Genomic DNA, 14,042 nt, shown 5'->3' on the forward strand with positions numbered 1-14,042 from the left:
GATTACACGTTCATCGCCCGGACGACACATAGTCCGGGCGAAATCCCTCACGCACTCTTCTTCAACTGCGTCACCACCAGCTGGTGGCGAGAGTTGTAAAACTTCCGATAGGTCAGATAGCAGGCGATAATCGTCGACAGGCTAGCGGTAGAAAGCAGCATAAACGTCACCATAATCTGGTATTTAATCGCTTTTACCGGGTCGATACCGGCGAAAATCAGCCCCGACATCATCCCCGGCAGGCTCACCAGGCCCACTGTTTTCGCGGAGTCCACCGTTGGGATAAGCGATGCGCGGATGCTTTCGCGAATAAGCCTTGCCGAGGCCATTTTCGGCGTCGCACCCAGGCTTAACTTTTCCTGAATTTGCTGCTGCTCGGCGCTGAAGCGCTGCCCCAGATTGTTGTAGCACAATCCCACCGCAATCATCGCGTTACCGGCAATCATCCCCGAGATTGGGATCACCTGCATCGGTACAAAGGCGATTGACCCGGAAAACACCAGTACCGCCAGCGTCAGCCCGGCGCCGGTGGTAATGGCGATAAACGAGGAGATAAATGCTTTATCAATGTATTTACTGCGCTTTTGCGCGTTATAGGCGGCGTTAAAGCAGATAAACAGCACCATACACAGCGTCAGGATTGCGTGGTTGACGTTGAAGATGTACTTCAACACATAACCGACGATCACCAGTTGTACCACCGCCCGGCAGATACTCCAGATAATGTCTTTTTCCAGCGCCAGCTTTTCCCGATAACTTACCAGCACCGCAATCAGCACCAACACCATCGACAGCGCTAACGATTCGTTAGTAATAATATGATCATTCATGATGTGCCTCCCGCACGCTTTCTCGATGGGATGGCAGCGTTATTACCTCATCCGCATGGCTAATTTCATCTTTATCGTGCGTCACCCACAGTACCGCCACCTGTTTATCGCGAACGTACTGGTGAATGATGTCGTTAACGTTCTTTTTATTGCTCTCGTCCAGCGCGCTGGTAATTTCATCCAGCAGCAGCACTTTAGGCAGAAATTGCAGATTGCGAATTAATGACACCCGCTGCTTTTCCCCACCCGAGAGTTCGTTTATCGATTTTGACAGCGTCTCTTCCGGCAAACCGAATTGAACCAACTGCGACAGAAAACGATCCGGCTCCGGCTGCTTACCGCGAATTTGCCAGGGAAATATCAGGTTGTCATATACCGTATCGCCAAACAGCGCTGGGGTTTGCGCGCAGTATGAGACCTGCTGACGATAGGCCTCGGGTGAAAGCGCGGTTATCTCTTTACCTTCAAAGAGAATCTCACCGCGGCTCGGTGAAAGCAGCGAAGCGATTATTTTTAATAAGGTGCTTTTCCCACATCCTGAAGGTCCGGTAATGAGTTTAAATTCTCCGCGGGCAATGCCGAGATTAACCGCGTTAAGAATCGTCTGCCCACCAATATCAAAGCCCACATTTTGCAGCTGTAAAATAGCGCTATTTTCCATTGTTGCCATTCCATATCCTGATTTTTTCTTTTGTCCCTACAGTGTAACGCCAATTAATTTCAGGGGGCGAATTTCAGCGTCATAGCCGATATACTTAATGAGGTTACGGACAGTTAAACAGGAGGTTTTATGCTGGTATTTATCCCTATTCTTATCTTCGTCGCGCTGGTGATTGTTGCCGCAGGCGTCAAAGTTGTACCGCAAGGCTATCAATGGACGGTTGAGCGCTTTGGCCGCTATACCAAAACGCTGCATCCCGGCTTAAGCCTGGTAGTGCCGTTTATGGACCGTATTGGCCGTAAGATCAACATGATGGAACAGGTCCTCGACATCCCTTCTCAGGAAGTTATCTCGAAAGACAACGCCAACGTCTCTATTGATGCCGTCTGCTTTATCCAGGTGATTGATGCGCCAAAAGCGGCGTATGAAGTCAGCAACCTTGAGCTGGCGATTATCAACCTGACGATGACCAACATCCGTACCGTGCTCGGCTCGATGGAGCTCGATGAAATGCTCTCCCAGCGCGACAACATCAACACTCGCCTGCTACATATCGTCGATGAAGCCACCAATCCGTGGGGCATCAAAATTACCCGTATTGAAATTCGCGACGTGCGCCCACCGGCGGAGCTGATTGATGCGATGAACGCGCAGATGAAGGCCGAACGAACCAAACGAGCCTACATTCTGGAGGCCGAAGGTATCCGCCAGGCGCAGATAGTCAAAGCTGAAGGTGAAAAACAGGCGCAGATCCTCACCGCAGAAGGTGAGCGTCAGTCGGCGTTCCTGCAGGCAGAAGCGCGCGAACGTTCCGCAGAAGCTGAAGCCCGAGCGACCAAAATGGTCTCTGAGGCAATTGCAGCCGGGGATATCCAGGCGGTGAACTACTTCGTGGCGCAGAAATATACCGACGCGCTGCAGCAAATTGGTTCATCCAGCAACAGTAAAGTGGTGATGATGCCGCTGGATGCCAGCAGCCTGATGGGCTCAATCGCCGGGATCGCCGAGCTGATTAAAGACAGCGCCAGCGAACGGAAATCATCATGATTGCCCTGGTGCTCGCGCACCCGCATATCTTTTGGCTGAGTCTCGGCGGGCTGCTGCTGGCAGCAGAAATGCTCGGCGGTAGCGGCTACCTGCTGTGGAGCGGCGTTGCCGCAGCCGTTACCGGGCTACTGACGTGGATCCTGCCGCTTGGCTGGGAATGGCAGGGTACGCTGTTTGCGGTACTTACGCTGCTGGCAGCCTGGCTGTGGTGGAAGTGGCTAAACCGGCGGGCTAGCGGTCAGCGCCCGGCGGAAAGCCAGCTTAACCAGCGCGATCAACAGCTGCTAGGGCAGCGTTTTACGCTCGACAGTACGCTGATTAACGGCCGCGGCCATATGCGCGTCGGCGACAGTTCGTGGCCGGTTATCGCCGATGACGATCTGCCCGCGGGCAGTAAAGTGGAAGTGGTTGCGGTGGAAGGGATCGTCCTGCGCATCAGGCTCTCCCCTCCTCGCTAAGCATCACGCCTGGGCTTTACGATGGCAGCAGCCGGACAGATTATCAATAATCGGACAGTCGGCGCTGTCATCGCCCGGGCAGGAAGCGGCCAGCGACATTAGCTGGTCGCGCATCGCCTGCAAATCACTGATATGACGTTCAATATCCGCCACTTTTTGCAGCGTATATGCCTTCACATCTGCGCTGTGGCGCTGGGGATCGTTGAACAGATTCACCAGCTCGCCGCACTCTTCCAGATTAAACCCCACCTGTCGCGCCTGGCGCAGCAGCGTAAATTCATCCAGGTGCTTTTGCGTATAGCTACGGTAGCCATTCTCGCTGCGCAGCGGCGGCGTCACCAGCCCTTTCTCTTCATAAAAGCGAATGGCTTTGCTGGTTAACCCGGTTTTTTTGGCAACATCACTGATATTCACTTTTCCCCCTTGACCTTCCCCTTGCTGGAAGGTTTAACCTTCATAACTGTAGACGAAAAGGTGAATTTGGTCACCCTGCAATTAAGGAGAGCATCATGTCTCATACCATCGACCTGACTCTGGACGGCCTGTCCTGCGGTCACTGCGTAAAACGCGTTAAAGAGAGTCTGGAGCAACGTCCCGACGTTGAGCAGGCAGACGTCACTATCGAAGCTGCACACATCACCGGCAGCGCCAGCGCCGAGGCGCTTATCGACACCATTAAACAAGCTGGGTACGGTGCGGAGTTAAGCCACCCAAAGGCTAAACCGCTGGCAGAGTCATCATCCCCGTCGGAAGCACTGACAGCGGCCACCCCTGAGCTTCCGGCAGCACAGGATCTGGATGACAGCCAACAATTGCTGATCAACGGTATGAGCTGCGCCAGCTGCGTTTCCCGGGTACAGAAGGCTTTGCAGGCTGTCCCAGGCGTCGTACAGGCACGGGTAAACCTGGCGGAGCGCACAGCCTTAGTGATGGGCAACGCTTCCGCCGGTGATTTAGTGCAGGCCGTAGAGAAAGCAGGCTACGGCGCAGAAGCGATTGAGGACGATCTCAAGCGCCGCGAACGCCAGCAGGAAACCGCGCTGGCTACCATGAAACGTTTTCGCTGGCAGGCGATAGTCGCCCTGCTGGTCGGTATTCCGGTGATGGTCTGGGGGATGATCGGCGACAACATGATGGTCTCCGATGATAACCGTTCCCTGTGGCTGGTGATTGGCCTTGCCACCCTCGCGGTGATGGTCTTTGCCGGTGGGCACTTCTACAGTAGCGCCTGGAAAAGCCTGAAGAACCGTACCGCCACCATGGACACGCTGGTCGCCCTCGGTACCGGCGTGGCATGGCTCTATTCGATGAGCGTTAACCTGTGGCCGCAGTGGTTCCCGATGGAAGCCCGCCACCTCTATTACGAAGCCAGCGCCATGATTATCGGCCTGATAAACCTCGGCCATATGCTGGAAGCGCGGGCGCGTCAGCGTTCGTCCCGGGCGCTGGAAAAATTACTCGACCTCACGCCGCCGACCGCGCGCGTGGTCACCGATGACGGCGAAAAAACCGTGCCGCTGGCCGACGTGCAGCCGGGTATGACCCTGCGTCTCGCCACCGGCGATCGCGTGCCAGTGGACGGCGAAATTAGCCAGGGTGAAGCCTGGTTTGATGAAGCGATGCTGACCGGCGAGCCTATTCCGCAGCAAAAAGGCGACGGCGATAGCATTCATGCCGGTACCGTGGTGCAGGACGGCTCCGTGCTGTTCCGCGCCAGCGCGGTCGGCAGCCACACCACCTTATCACGCATCATTAAGATGGTGCGTCAGGCGCAGAGCAGCAAGCCGGAAATCGGTCAACTGGCCGACAAAATCTCGGCGGTGTTCGTGCCGGTGGTGGTCGCGATCGCCATTTTCAGCGCCGCTATCTGGTATTTCTTCGGCCCTGCACCGCAGATTGTTTACACCCTGGTAATTGCCACCACGGTGCTGATTATCGCCTGTCCTTGTGCGCTCGGTTTGGCAACACCGATGTCGATAATCTCCGGCGTTGGCCGCGCCGCTGAATATGGCGTACTGGTACGAGATGCCGATGCATTACAGCGTGCCAGCGAGCTGACCACGCTGGTATTTGATAAAACCGGCACCCTGACCGAAGGCAAGCCGCAGGTGGTGGCGGTGAAAACGCTGGGTACCATTAGCGAAGCCACCGCGCTACGTCTGGCCGCTGCGCTGGAGCAGGGTTCAAACCATCCGCTGGCACGCGCTATTTTAGAAAAAGCCGCCGAGAAGTCGTTACCGCAGGTCAATGCCTTCCGTACCCTGCGTGGTCTGGGGGTGAGCGGTGAAGTCGACGGACACCAGCTGCTGCTGGGTAATCAGGCATTAATGCATGAACAGCAGGTCGTCACCCATGAACTCGACGATGAGATGACGCAACAGGCAGCTCAAGGCGCTACCCCGGTGCTGTTAGCCGTTGACGGCTATGCCGCCGCGCTGTTCGCCATTCGCGACCCGCTGCGCAGCGACAGCGTTACCGCACTGCAACGTTTGCACCGGGAAGGTTATCGCCTGGTGATGCTGACCGGCGATAACCCTATCACCGCCAACGCCATTGCCAAAGAGGCCGGAATTGATGAAGTAATTGCTGGCGTCTTACCGGACGGCAAAGCGCAGGCGATTAAAGATCTGCAGGCGCAGGGCCAGAAAGTGGCGATGATCGGCGATGGCATCAACGATGCTCCTGCTCTGGCACAGGCTGAAGTGGGTATCGCCATGGGCGGCGGCAGCGATGTGGCGATTGAAACCGCGGCGATTACCTTGATGCGTCATAGCCTGGTGGGTGTTGCCGATGCGCTGGCTATCTCCCGCGCCACGCTGCGCAACATGAAGCAAAACCTGCTGGGTGCCTTTGTGTACAACTCGCTGGGCATTCCGATTGCCGCTGGGATCCTGTGGCCGCTGACCGGCACATTGCTCAATCCGGTGGTTGCCGGAGCCGCGATGGCGCTCTCCTCTATTACCGTGGTCAGCAACGCCAACCGCCTGCTGCGCTTTAAACCAAAACAGTAACCCCGCCGTCCCTCCCGCCTTCGGGAGGGACGCGTTTGCACCTTTTCCCCCATCGCGCTAGCATGAGATTTTCCTTCCAGGGAGCGCGGATGAGCCTGTTAAATCAACTACAACGCCTGTGGCACGCCCTGCGCGGTTCACCTTATAGCTGGCCTGCGCTGGACGTTTCGCTACCCGGCGGTCGCCATTTACATCTGGTCGGCAGTATTCATATGGGCACTCGCGATATGGCCCCTCTTCCCGCCAGGCTGATTAAAAAGCTGCGCCAGGCCGATGCGCTGATCGTTGAGGCCGATATTTCCGGCAGCGAGACCCCATTCTCTCATCTTCCCGTCTGCCCGCCGCTGGCCGAACGGCTGAGCGAAAAGCAGTTGAGCGAACTGGAGAGTCGGGTCAACGAACAGGGGCTATCGCTGTTTCGCTTTGATAGCCAGCCGCTGTGGCAGATTGCCATGGTGTTGCAAGCGACCCAAGCACAACGACTGGGGCTACGCCCCGACTATGGCATTGACTACCAGCTGCTGACCGCCGCGCGGGCCGTCGAACTGCCGGTGCAGGAGCTGGAAGGCGCTGATAGCCAGGTTGATCTACTGTGTCAGTTGCCCGACGGTGGGATGGCGCTGCTGGATGATACCTTGACCCACTGGCATACCAACGCCCGATTGCTACAGGTGATGATCGGCTGGTGGTTACAGCAGCCGCCGTCAAACGGGCCGGGACCGCTGCCGAATACCTTCAGCCAATCGCTGTATGATGTGTTGATGGTGAAACGCAATGAGGCCTGGCGCGATACGCTGCTGGCGCTTCCGCCGGGACGCTACGTTGTTGCCGTGGGGGCGCTGCATTTATACGGGGAAGGCAATCTGCCGCAGATGTTGAAATAAAAAAATGGCCAATATTTCTATTGGCCCGTCAAAGAGGAATTTCATCATTATTATTATCCCGAAGTTTTCACTCCGGATCCTTCGATTGTCGCTCAAAGTTGCCGCAACTGCCAAGACCTAATGCGCAAGATTATACTATTTTTTAGTCTGTTTCCGGGCGTATGCTGAGTGCATATCCCGTTTGTGGTAAGAAGGAACGTTATGACTCCCGCCGTTAAGTTACTTGAAAAGAACAAAATCCCATTTAGCATCCACACCTACGATCACGATCCGAACGAAACTAACTTCGGGGACGAAGTAGTGCGTAAATTAGGTCTCAATGCCGACCAGGTGTATAAAACGCTGCTGGTTGCGATGAATGGTGATATGAAACAGCTCGCCGTCGCAGTGACGCCGGTTGCCGGGCAGTTGGATCTCAAAAAAGTGGCCAAAGCGCTTGGCGCGAAAAAGGTCGATATGGCCGACCCGATGGTGGCGCAGCGCGTCACCGGGTATCTGGTGGGCGGCATCAGCCCGTTAGGGCAGAAAAAACGTCTGCCGACGGTTATCGACGCCCCGTCTCAGGAATTTGCCTCTATTTTTGTCTCCGGCGGTAAACGCGGATTAGATATTGAACTGGCGGCGGCTGATTTAGCGAAAATCCTCGGCGCGATCTTTGCGGATATCGCGCGCCGGGATTGATCGGTGCGGGTTGTCCCCTCACCCTCTCCCCAAGGGGAGAGGGAATAGAACGTAGCCCGGCCAAGCGCAGCGCCGCCGGGAACGACTCAAAACCTTACTGCCAGCTCACTTCCCCTTTCGGTTCGTAAGCATTTACATCTAGCGGTGAATTCTGTTCGATGTACTGCTTCAATACTTCAGCATCGATAAAGCCGGTATTCACATATCCCGGTTTGCTATCAATCTTCGGATAGCCGTCGCCGCCGGTGGCGTTAAAGCTCAGGGTGGCTAAACGGTAGGTTTTCGCCGGGTCAATCGCCTCGCCTTTGATTTTCAGATCCTGTAGCTGCCCACCTTTCGCCACAAAGCTGACGTTGGCGAACTGCGGATAGGCACCGGAGTCCGGCTTCATCTGCGCCACGGCGGTCAGATATTCAACCACTTCTTTGCCGCTCATATCGGCGTAGACCACTACGTTGCCAAATGGCTGCACCTTCAGCACGCTCTTGTAGGTGATATTCCCGCCCTCAATGGAATCACGAATACCGCCGCCGCTCATCACGCCAAAATCAGCGCTAGTACGCGCCATTTGTGCCGCCAGAATCAGATGCCCCATATTGGTCTGTACAAAGCGTACCTTGCTGCGATCGCCTTCCAGATGCCCGTTGACGCTGCCCACTTTGACATCCAGCTGCGCCTTACCTTTACTCTGGAACGGCGTCAGTAACGACAGCATTTGTGGGTTTTCAGGGATTTGTGGCGTGTAAAGTACGCGCTCACTCTGCCCGTTGTCATAGGTGACTTTCTTCTTCAGGTTGACCGGGATCAGCTGATAGTGCACCAGCTTCAGCTCGCCGTTGCGGAACTCAAAGTCAGCGCGGCCGACGTATTTGCCCCACTCGTGGGCCTGAACAATCCAGATACCATTCTGTTTGTCCGGAGCACACGGGGTGCCAGGCACATAATCGACCTGCTTTTTATTCTCTGAGGCCATGCACACCGGATCTTGTGAGTGGCCACCCACAATCATCGCCAGCGAGCCGGCAGGCAGGCTACGTGCCATCTCGACGTCGCCCGGCGCGTTGGAACCGTGCTCGCCGTTGTCGTAGTGCCCCATATGGGTGGTCGCCAGAATCAGATCCGGCTTCTCATTTTGTTGCAGCTCCTGGATAACCAGCTTCGCCTCTTCCGCCGGCTTGCGGAATTCGATGTCGGTGAAGTATTCCGGGTTACCGATTTTCGCCGTGTCGTCGGTGGTTAAACCAATCACGGCAATTTTCAGATCCTGGCGTTTGAACAGCGCCCAAGGCTTAAACAGGCGTTCACCGGTACTTTTTTGATAAATATTGGCAGAGAGGAACGGGAATTTGGCCCACTTTTCTTGCTGGCGCAGCACGCTCATCGGATTATCGAATTCGTGGTTACCAACGGCCATTGCATCGTAGCCCACCAGGTTCATTCCACGAAAATCAGGCTCGGCGTCCTGGAGGTCAGACTCTGGCACCCCGGTGTTGATATCGCCGCCGGACAGCAGCAGCACGCTCCCGCCCTCTGCCGCCACTTCTTTGCGAATGCCATCCACCAGCGTTTTTTGCGCTGCCAGGCCGTATTCACCGTATTCGCTACGCCAGAAGTGCCCGTGATGATCGTTGGTATGAAGAATAGTTATTTTGTAAGTTTTATCTTGCTGGTAAGCCTGTGCAGAAATGCTGGTTAACGATAAAGCCGCCAGCATCGCCAACGCCACGCCCCGTTTGACGAATCGCATAATTCTCTCCCTGAGTGAATAACAACCGCAGAAATTACAACGCTATGAAATATTAGTCTAATTTGTTTTCAGAAATGAGACTTCCTTCAAACGTCTTAGGCAGGTATCTTAGTCTGATAATTATTATTAAAGCGTTTATCCCCAACATCGCTCGATACAATACAAGTGGAATCTATGGCAATCTCTGAAACTAGCCCTACCCGGCCAGGCCCTTCGACGTCGTCGCAAAAGGGCCGCACCTCATTTGGTATCCTGGGAGCAATCAGCCTCTCCCATCTGCTAAACGATATGATTCAATCGCTGATCCTCGCGATTTACCCGCTGCTCCAGTCGGAGTTTTCGCTGACGTTTGTGCAGATCGGGATGATCACCCTGACCTTCCAGCTTACCTCGTCGCTATTCCAGCCGGTTATCGGTTACATCACCGATAAGCGCTCGATGCCGTGGTCGCTGCCGGTGGGCATGTGCTTTACCCTGACGGGCCTGGTGCTACTGGCGCTGGCCGGAAGTTTCGCTATGGTTTTGCTGGCTGCAGCCCTGGTCGGGACCGGTTCTTCGGTTTTCCACCCGGAATCCTCCCGCGTGGCGCGCATGGCCTCCGGTGGCCGTCACGGGCTGGCGCAATCTATCTTCCAGGTGGGCGGTAACTTTGGCAGCTCGCTCGGGCCATTGCTGGCGGCGGTCATCATTGCGCCGTACGGCAAAGGCAACGTCGCCTGGTTTGTGCTGGCCGCACTGCTGGCGATTGTGGTGCTGGCGCAGGTGAGCCGCTGGTACGCCGCACAGCATCGTATGAACAAAGGGAAACCGAAAGCGCCGATTATTAATCCGCTGCCAAAAAATAAAGTGATTCTCGCCGTTTCCATCCTGTTAATGCTGATTTTCTCGAAATACTTCTATATGGCGAGCATTAGCAGCTATTACACCTTTTATCTGATGCAAAAATTCGGATTATCCGTACAGAATGCGCAGATTCATTTATTTGCCTTCCTGTTCGCGGTGGCCGCAGGCACGGTGATTGGTGGCCCTGTCGGGGATAAAATTGGTCGTAAATATGTAATTTGGGGCTCTATCCTCGGCGTTGCACCGTTTACCCTCCTTTTACCTTATGCAACCCTGTGGTGGACCGGTATTTTAACGGTGATCATTGGATTTATTCTCGCTTCAGCGTTTTCGGCCATCCTGGTGTACGCGCAGGAGCTGTTACCCGGCCGTATCGGCATGGTTTCCGGACTATTCTTCGGTTTCGCCTTTGGCATGGGTGGCTTAGGTGCTGCGGTGTTGGGGCTGATTGCCGACCACACCAGTATTGAATTGGTTTATAAAATATGTGCTTTCCTACCACTTATTGGGATGTTGACCATATTCCTACCTGATAACCGCCAGAAACACTAAGTTATAGGCAGCCAAAGTATCATTTTGGCTGCCGCCATCTCCCTGTAATCTCGCCCCCTACCTAGCCTCCCTTATCTATTTTTCACTTTTGTGCCATTTACCTCTAAAAATTCAATTTTTTAGCTAAATTCAAGAATTATTCACAAACATAATGATGGAAATTGTCATAAACTATTACCAGGCTTTTTGGTTTTCAGGTTGTTTTGACACTCTGCACCAAAAATGGAACCACGCATCACGACGAAAGGAGACGGAATGCATCACGCCACACCGCTTATCACCACCATTGTTGGTGGCCTTGTGCTCGCTTTTTTCCTTGGCATGATTGCCAATAAGTTAAGAATTTCACCACTGGTGGGTTATTTATTAGCGGGCGTGCTGGCCGGACCATTCACTCCAGGATTTGTCGCTGACACTAAGCTTGCGCCGGAACTGGCAGAACTGGGCGTTATTCTGCTGATGTTTGGCGTGGGTCTCCATTTCTCGCTCAAGGATCTGATGGCGGTAAAGTCGATAGCCATCCCCGGAGCGATAGCCCAAATCGCCGTCGCCACCCTTCTCGGGATGCTGCTCTCCACCTTCTTAGGCTGGTCAATAATGACCGGTATCGTCTTTGGTTTATGTCTTTCTACCGCCAGTACCGTGGTGTTGCTGCGTGCCCTGGAAGAACGTCAGCTTATTGATAGCCAGCGGGGGCAAATCGCCATTGGCTGGCTTATTGTCGAAGATCTGGTGATGGTGCTGACGCTGGTTCTGCTGCCAGCCGTTGCCGGAATGATGGAAAAAGAGAATGTTGGCCTTGCCTCGCTGGCAATGGATATGGCCATTACGATTGGTAAAGTTGTGGCGTTTATCGCCATCATGATGCTGGTCGGCCGTCGACTGGTGCCGTGGATCCTCTCACGCAGCGCCGCGACTGGCTCTCGCGAACTGTTTACCTTATCGGTGCTGGCGTTGGCGCTGGGCATCGCCTTTGGTGCCGTTGAGCTTTTCGACGTCTCCTTCGCGCTAGGTGCCTTCTTCGCCGGGATGGTGCTAAACGAGTCCGAACTAAGCCATCGCGCCGCTCACGACACGCTGCCGCTGCGTGATGCTTTTGCGGTGCTGTTCTTTGTCTCCGTCGGCATGCTGTTTGACCCGCTGGTCCTGATTGAACAGCCGCTGGCAGTACTGGCGACGCTGGCCATCATTATCTTCGGTAAGTCTTTGGCGGCATTCGGGCTGGTGCGTCTGTTTGGCCACTCGCAGCGCACCGCGTTGACCATCGCCACCAGCCTCGCGCAGATTGGTGAATTCGCCTTTATTCTCGCCGGTCTGGGTATGGCGCTGGATTTGCTCCCACAGGCCGGGCAAAACCTGGTGCTGGCGGGTGCAATCCTCTCCATTATGCTGAATCCGGTGCTGTTCACAGTGCTTGAGAAATATCTCGAGAAGACGGAAACGCTGGAAGAGCAAACGCTTGAAGAGGCGATGGAAGACGAAAAACAGATCCCGGTGGATATCTGCAACCATGCGCTGCTGGTCGGTTATGGCCGCGTAGGGAGCCTGCTGGGTGAGAAGTTAATGGCTCAGGGCATTCCATTGGTGGTGATTGAAACCTCGCGTACCCGCGTGGACGAGCTGCGTGAGCGCGGTATCCGTGCGGTGCTGGGCAATGCCGCCAATGAAGAGATTATGAATCTCGCGCACCTCGACTGCGCCCGCTGGCTGCTGCTGACCATTCCAAACGGCTACGAGGCCGGGGAAATTGTGGCCAGCGCCCGCGAGAAGTGTCCGCACCTCGAGATTATCGCCCGTGCTCATTACGACGATGAAGTCGCCTATATCAGCGAACGTGGTGCGAATGAAGTGGTAATGGGTGAGCGTGAGATTGCCAAAACCATGCTGGGACTGCTGAGTGAGCCGCCGCTAAAAGAGGCGGTTAGCGGGTAGTTAAAAAAAGCGGGGGCCATTGGCCCCCGCGGTCATATCTCAATTAACGTTCCCAGTACGCCTCTTCGAGGCTATCTTCTTTCTCCGGCAGACCACGCGTCAGGCGCGGTGAATGCTGGTTCAATACCTGATAGCTCACCCTGTTCGCATACTTACACACCTGCGCCAGCGACGAATAGGTCAACCAGCAGTGCTGATGTTTACTGGAGTTTGGCACGTTCGAGCGGTGATAAGCGTTGGCGGTAATATCGTGCAGCAGCGCCGCCAGCGCGCCGTCACCGGCGCCGTTGGTATTCATAATTTTCTCAGGCCCGCCCATAAACGGCGCAATATGAGAATAGATACGCAGCGGATCATGGCAATCTTTATACCGTACCGCGCGGCTGAATTCGTACTGGTTAAATTCGGCAATGGCGCCCGGCAGCAGCGGATGCTGCGTTTTCCGTTTGGCATCATTTTCGGTGAAGCCCGCCATATACAGCCCGGTTGGCCCGGCGGTGCACAGCACCAGATCGACCCAATCCAGCGCTTTATCTGCAGCCTGCAGCGGATCGCTCAATCCGGTCAGCGCTTCAGCCTCTTCTTCATTCATCGCCAGAATCGACACGTGCTCTTTGATAAAGCTCTGCCACCACTCCGGGCTGTCGGCGATAACGAATTTAGTCCCCAGCGTCAGTACCACCGGCACGTCGTATTTTTTGGCGTAGGCAATCGCCTGCATGGTCGCATCCGGCATCGGTTCGCCCGGTTTGCAGCGCACCAGATAAGACGTCAGCACCAGCGCAGATGCCCCGGCAATAACCGACTCAGGGATACTCTCCGGACGCAGCTTATTCATATGCCCAGGGCTGATGGCAAAGGTGCGCTCACCCGCATCGCCGATCAGCGTGAAGCAGCGGCCAATTGGCCCGTCCACGCCCTGCAGATAGTTAAGGTCAGTACGGCTGGAGGTATTACACAGGTAACGATAGGCATAGCCACCAATTTCAATATTGCTGCACATTACGCCAAGCAGGACCGAGCGGTCGTCAGCCAGCACCGAATAGTTGTGCATCGTATTGCCAATGGTCCCGCCAGCAAACTGGTGGGTAATCAGATTTTCGCGCACCAGCTCCTGGTACAGCGCTTCCGCCACATCATCTTCAATCACCAGCGAGTGCCCGGCGCTCAGGCCATAGCGTGCGGTAAACGCATCGTCGACTTTGGCTTCGATATCCACCAACGTCTGGTCTATGCCGACCACCCACGAGACGCTGTTTTCGCTCTCAGGCTGGATCTGTTTTAACAGCGGATCGCGAGCGTCCACCGGGAAATAGTGTTTAGATTTGCGCTTACCGGGAAATTTCATGGTGATTTTTGTGTGGCCGTTAACAGGCGGAGAATAGTAGCACACTCC

12 protein-coding genes are annotated in these 14,042 nt (G+C 55.0%); 7 read left to right on the forward strand and 5 right to left on the reverse strand.

Going from position 1 to position 14,042, the window contains the following annotated elements; genetic code table 11:
- Positions 1–47: 47 nt before the first annotated feature.
- On the reverse strand, positions 48–830 hold the full coding sequence (gene fetB, locus ABOC97_RS15340) for an iron efflux ABC transporter permease subunit FetB (protein ID WP_349599278.1): 783 nt from the start codon (positions 828–830) through the stop codon (positions 48–50).
- Positions 823–1,491, reverse strand: coding sequence for an iron efflux ABC transporter ATP-binding subunit FetA (fetA, locus tag ABOC97_RS15345; protein WP_349599403.1), 669 nt, complete (start codon positions 1,489–1,491; stop codon positions 823–825). Before fetA ends, fetB begins: the two co-directional genes overlap by 8 nt.
- A gap of 129 nt (positions 1,492–1,620) precedes the next feature.
- Here fetA and ABOC97_RS15350 point away from each other — a divergent pair, with 129 nt between their 5' ends.
- Positions 1,621–2,538, forward strand: coding sequence for an SPFH domain-containing protein (locus ABOC97_RS15350; protein WP_234501960.1), 918 nt, complete (start codon positions 1,621–1,623; stop codon positions 2,536–2,538).
- Positions 2,535–2,996: an NfeD family protein gene (locus ABOC97_RS15355; RefSeq protein WP_349599282.1), complete on the forward strand. Its 462-nt coding sequence runs from the start codon at positions 2,535–2,537 to the stop codon at positions 2,994–2,996. The genes ABOC97_RS15350 and ABOC97_RS15355 overlap by 4 nt, the downstream gene beginning before the upstream one ends.
- Before the next feature lie 3 nt (positions 2,997–2,999).
- On the opposite strand, the gene cueR is transcribed toward ABOC97_RS15355, so the two are convergent.
- Complete coding sequence (cueR, locus tag ABOC97_RS15360; protein ID WP_234501958.1) at positions 3,000–3,410, reverse strand: Cu(I)-responsive transcriptional regulator; 411 nt, start codon at positions 3,408–3,410, stop codon at positions 3,000–3,002.
- Positions 3,411–3,505: 95 nt separating this feature from the next.
- On the opposite strand from cueR, the gene copA reads away from it, so the two are divergent.
- The 3 genes from copA to ybaK all read left to right on the forward strand — a co-directional run bounded on the left by copA (position 3,506) and on the right by ybaK (position 7,572).
- Complete coding sequence (gene copA / locus ABOC97_RS15365; protein WP_349599286.1) at positions 3,506–6,007, forward strand: copper-exporting P-type ATPase CopA; 2,502 nt, start codon at positions 3,506–3,508, stop codon at positions 6,005–6,007.
- Between the two features lie 89 nt (positions 6,008–6,096).
- Entirely contained in the window at positions 6,097–6,891 is a 795-nt protein-coding gene (locus ABOC97_RS15370) for a TraB/GumN family protein (RefSeq protein ID WP_349599289.1), read from the forward strand.
- A 201-nt stretch (positions 6,892–7,092) separates the two neighbouring features.
- A complete protein-coding gene (ybaK, locus tag ABOC97_RS15375; RefSeq protein ID WP_349599292.1) occupies positions 7,093–7,572 on the forward strand; it encodes a Cys-tRNA(Pro)/Cys-tRNA(Cys) deacylase YbaK in 480 nt (159 codons plus the stop codon).
- 94 nt (positions 7,573–7,666) lie between these two features.
- On the opposite strand, the gene ushA is transcribed toward ybaK, so the two are convergent.
- The gene (gene ushA, locus ABOC97_RS15380) at positions 7,667–9,319 is read right to left on the reverse strand and encodes a bifunctional UDP-sugar hydrolase/5'-nucleotidase UshA (protein ID WP_349599295.1); all 1,653 of its coding nucleotides are present in this window, start codon (positions 9,317–9,319) and stop codon (positions 7,667–7,669) included.
- Positions 9,320–9,493: 174 nt separating this feature from the next.
- Here ushA and ABOC97_RS15385 point away from each other — a divergent pair, with 174 nt between their 5' ends.
- Together ABOC97_RS15385 and ybaL are read left to right on the forward strand one after the other, a co-directional pair.
- On the forward strand, positions 9,494–10,714 hold the full coding sequence (locus ABOC97_RS15385; RefSeq protein ID WP_349599298.1) for an MFS transporter: 1,221 nt from the start codon (positions 9,494–9,496) through the stop codon (positions 10,712–10,714).
- A 255-nt stretch (positions 10,715–10,969) separates the two neighbouring features.
- Positions 10,970–12,646 (forward strand): YbaL family putative K(+) efflux transporter, encoded by a 1,677-nt coding sequence (gene ybaL / locus ABOC97_RS15390; protein ID WP_349599301.1) that lies wholly within the window; start codon positions 10,970–10,972, stop codon positions 12,644–12,646.
- 43 nt (positions 12,647–12,689) lie between these two features.
- Here the strand turns inward: ybaL and ABOC97_RS15395 are convergent, their stop codons facing one another.
- Positions 12,690–13,994, reverse strand: coding sequence for an inosine/guanosine kinase (locus tag ABOC97_RS15395; protein ID WP_349599303.1), 1,305 nt, complete (start codon positions 13,992–13,994; stop codon positions 12,690–12,692).
- Positions 13,995–14,042 lie beyond the last annotated feature (48 nt).

The organism is Kluyvera huaxiensis (assembly GCF_040149365.1).
GTDB lineage: Bacteria > Pseudomonadota > Gammaproteobacteria > Enterobacterales > Enterobacteriaceae > Kluyvera > Kluyvera intermedia_A.

Excerpts from the sequence above, each read along its gene's own strand:
- fetB (WP_349599278.1), bottom strand. The coding sequence starts at position 830 with ATGAATGATCATATTATTACTAACGAATCGTTAGCGCTGTCGATGGTG.
- fetA (WP_349599403.1), bottom strand. The coding sequence starts at position 1,491 with ATGGAAAATAGCGCTATTTTACAGCTGCAAAATGTGGGCTTTGATATT.
- ABOC97_RS15350 (WP_234501960.1), top strand. The coding sequence starts at position 1,621 with ATGCTGGTATTTATCCCTATTCTTATCTTCGTCGCGCTGGTGATTGTT.
- ABOC97_RS15355 (WP_349599282.1), top strand. The coding sequence starts at position 2,535 with ATGATTGCCCTGGTGCTCGCGCACCCGCATATCTTTTGGCTGAGTCTC.
- copA (WP_349599286.1), top strand. The coding sequence starts at position 3,506 with ATGTCTCATACCATCGACCTGACTCTGGACGGCCTGTCCTGCGGTCAC.
- ABOC97_RS15370 (WP_349599289.1), top strand. The coding sequence starts at position 6,097 with ATGAGCCTGTTAAATCAACTACAACGCCTGTGGCACGCCCTGCGCGGT.
- ybaK (WP_349599292.1), top strand. The coding sequence starts at position 7,093 with ATGACTCCCGCCGTTAAGTTACTTGAAAAGAACAAAATCCCATTTAGC.
- ushA (WP_349599295.1), bottom strand. The coding sequence starts at position 9,319 with ATGCGATTCGTCAAACGGGGCGTGGCGTTGGCGATGCTGGCGGCTTTA.
- ABOC97_RS15385 (WP_349599298.1), top strand. The coding sequence starts at position 9,494 with ATGGCAATCTCTGAAACTAGCCCTACCCGGCCAGGCCCTTCGACGTCG.
- ybaL (WP_349599301.1), top strand. The coding sequence starts at position 10,970 with ATGCATCACGCCACACCGCTTATCACCACCATTGTTGGTGGCCTTGTG.
- ABOC97_RS15395 (WP_349599303.1), bottom strand. The coding sequence starts at position 13,994 with ATGAAATTTCCCGGTAAGCGCAAATCTAAACACTATTTCCCGGTGGAC.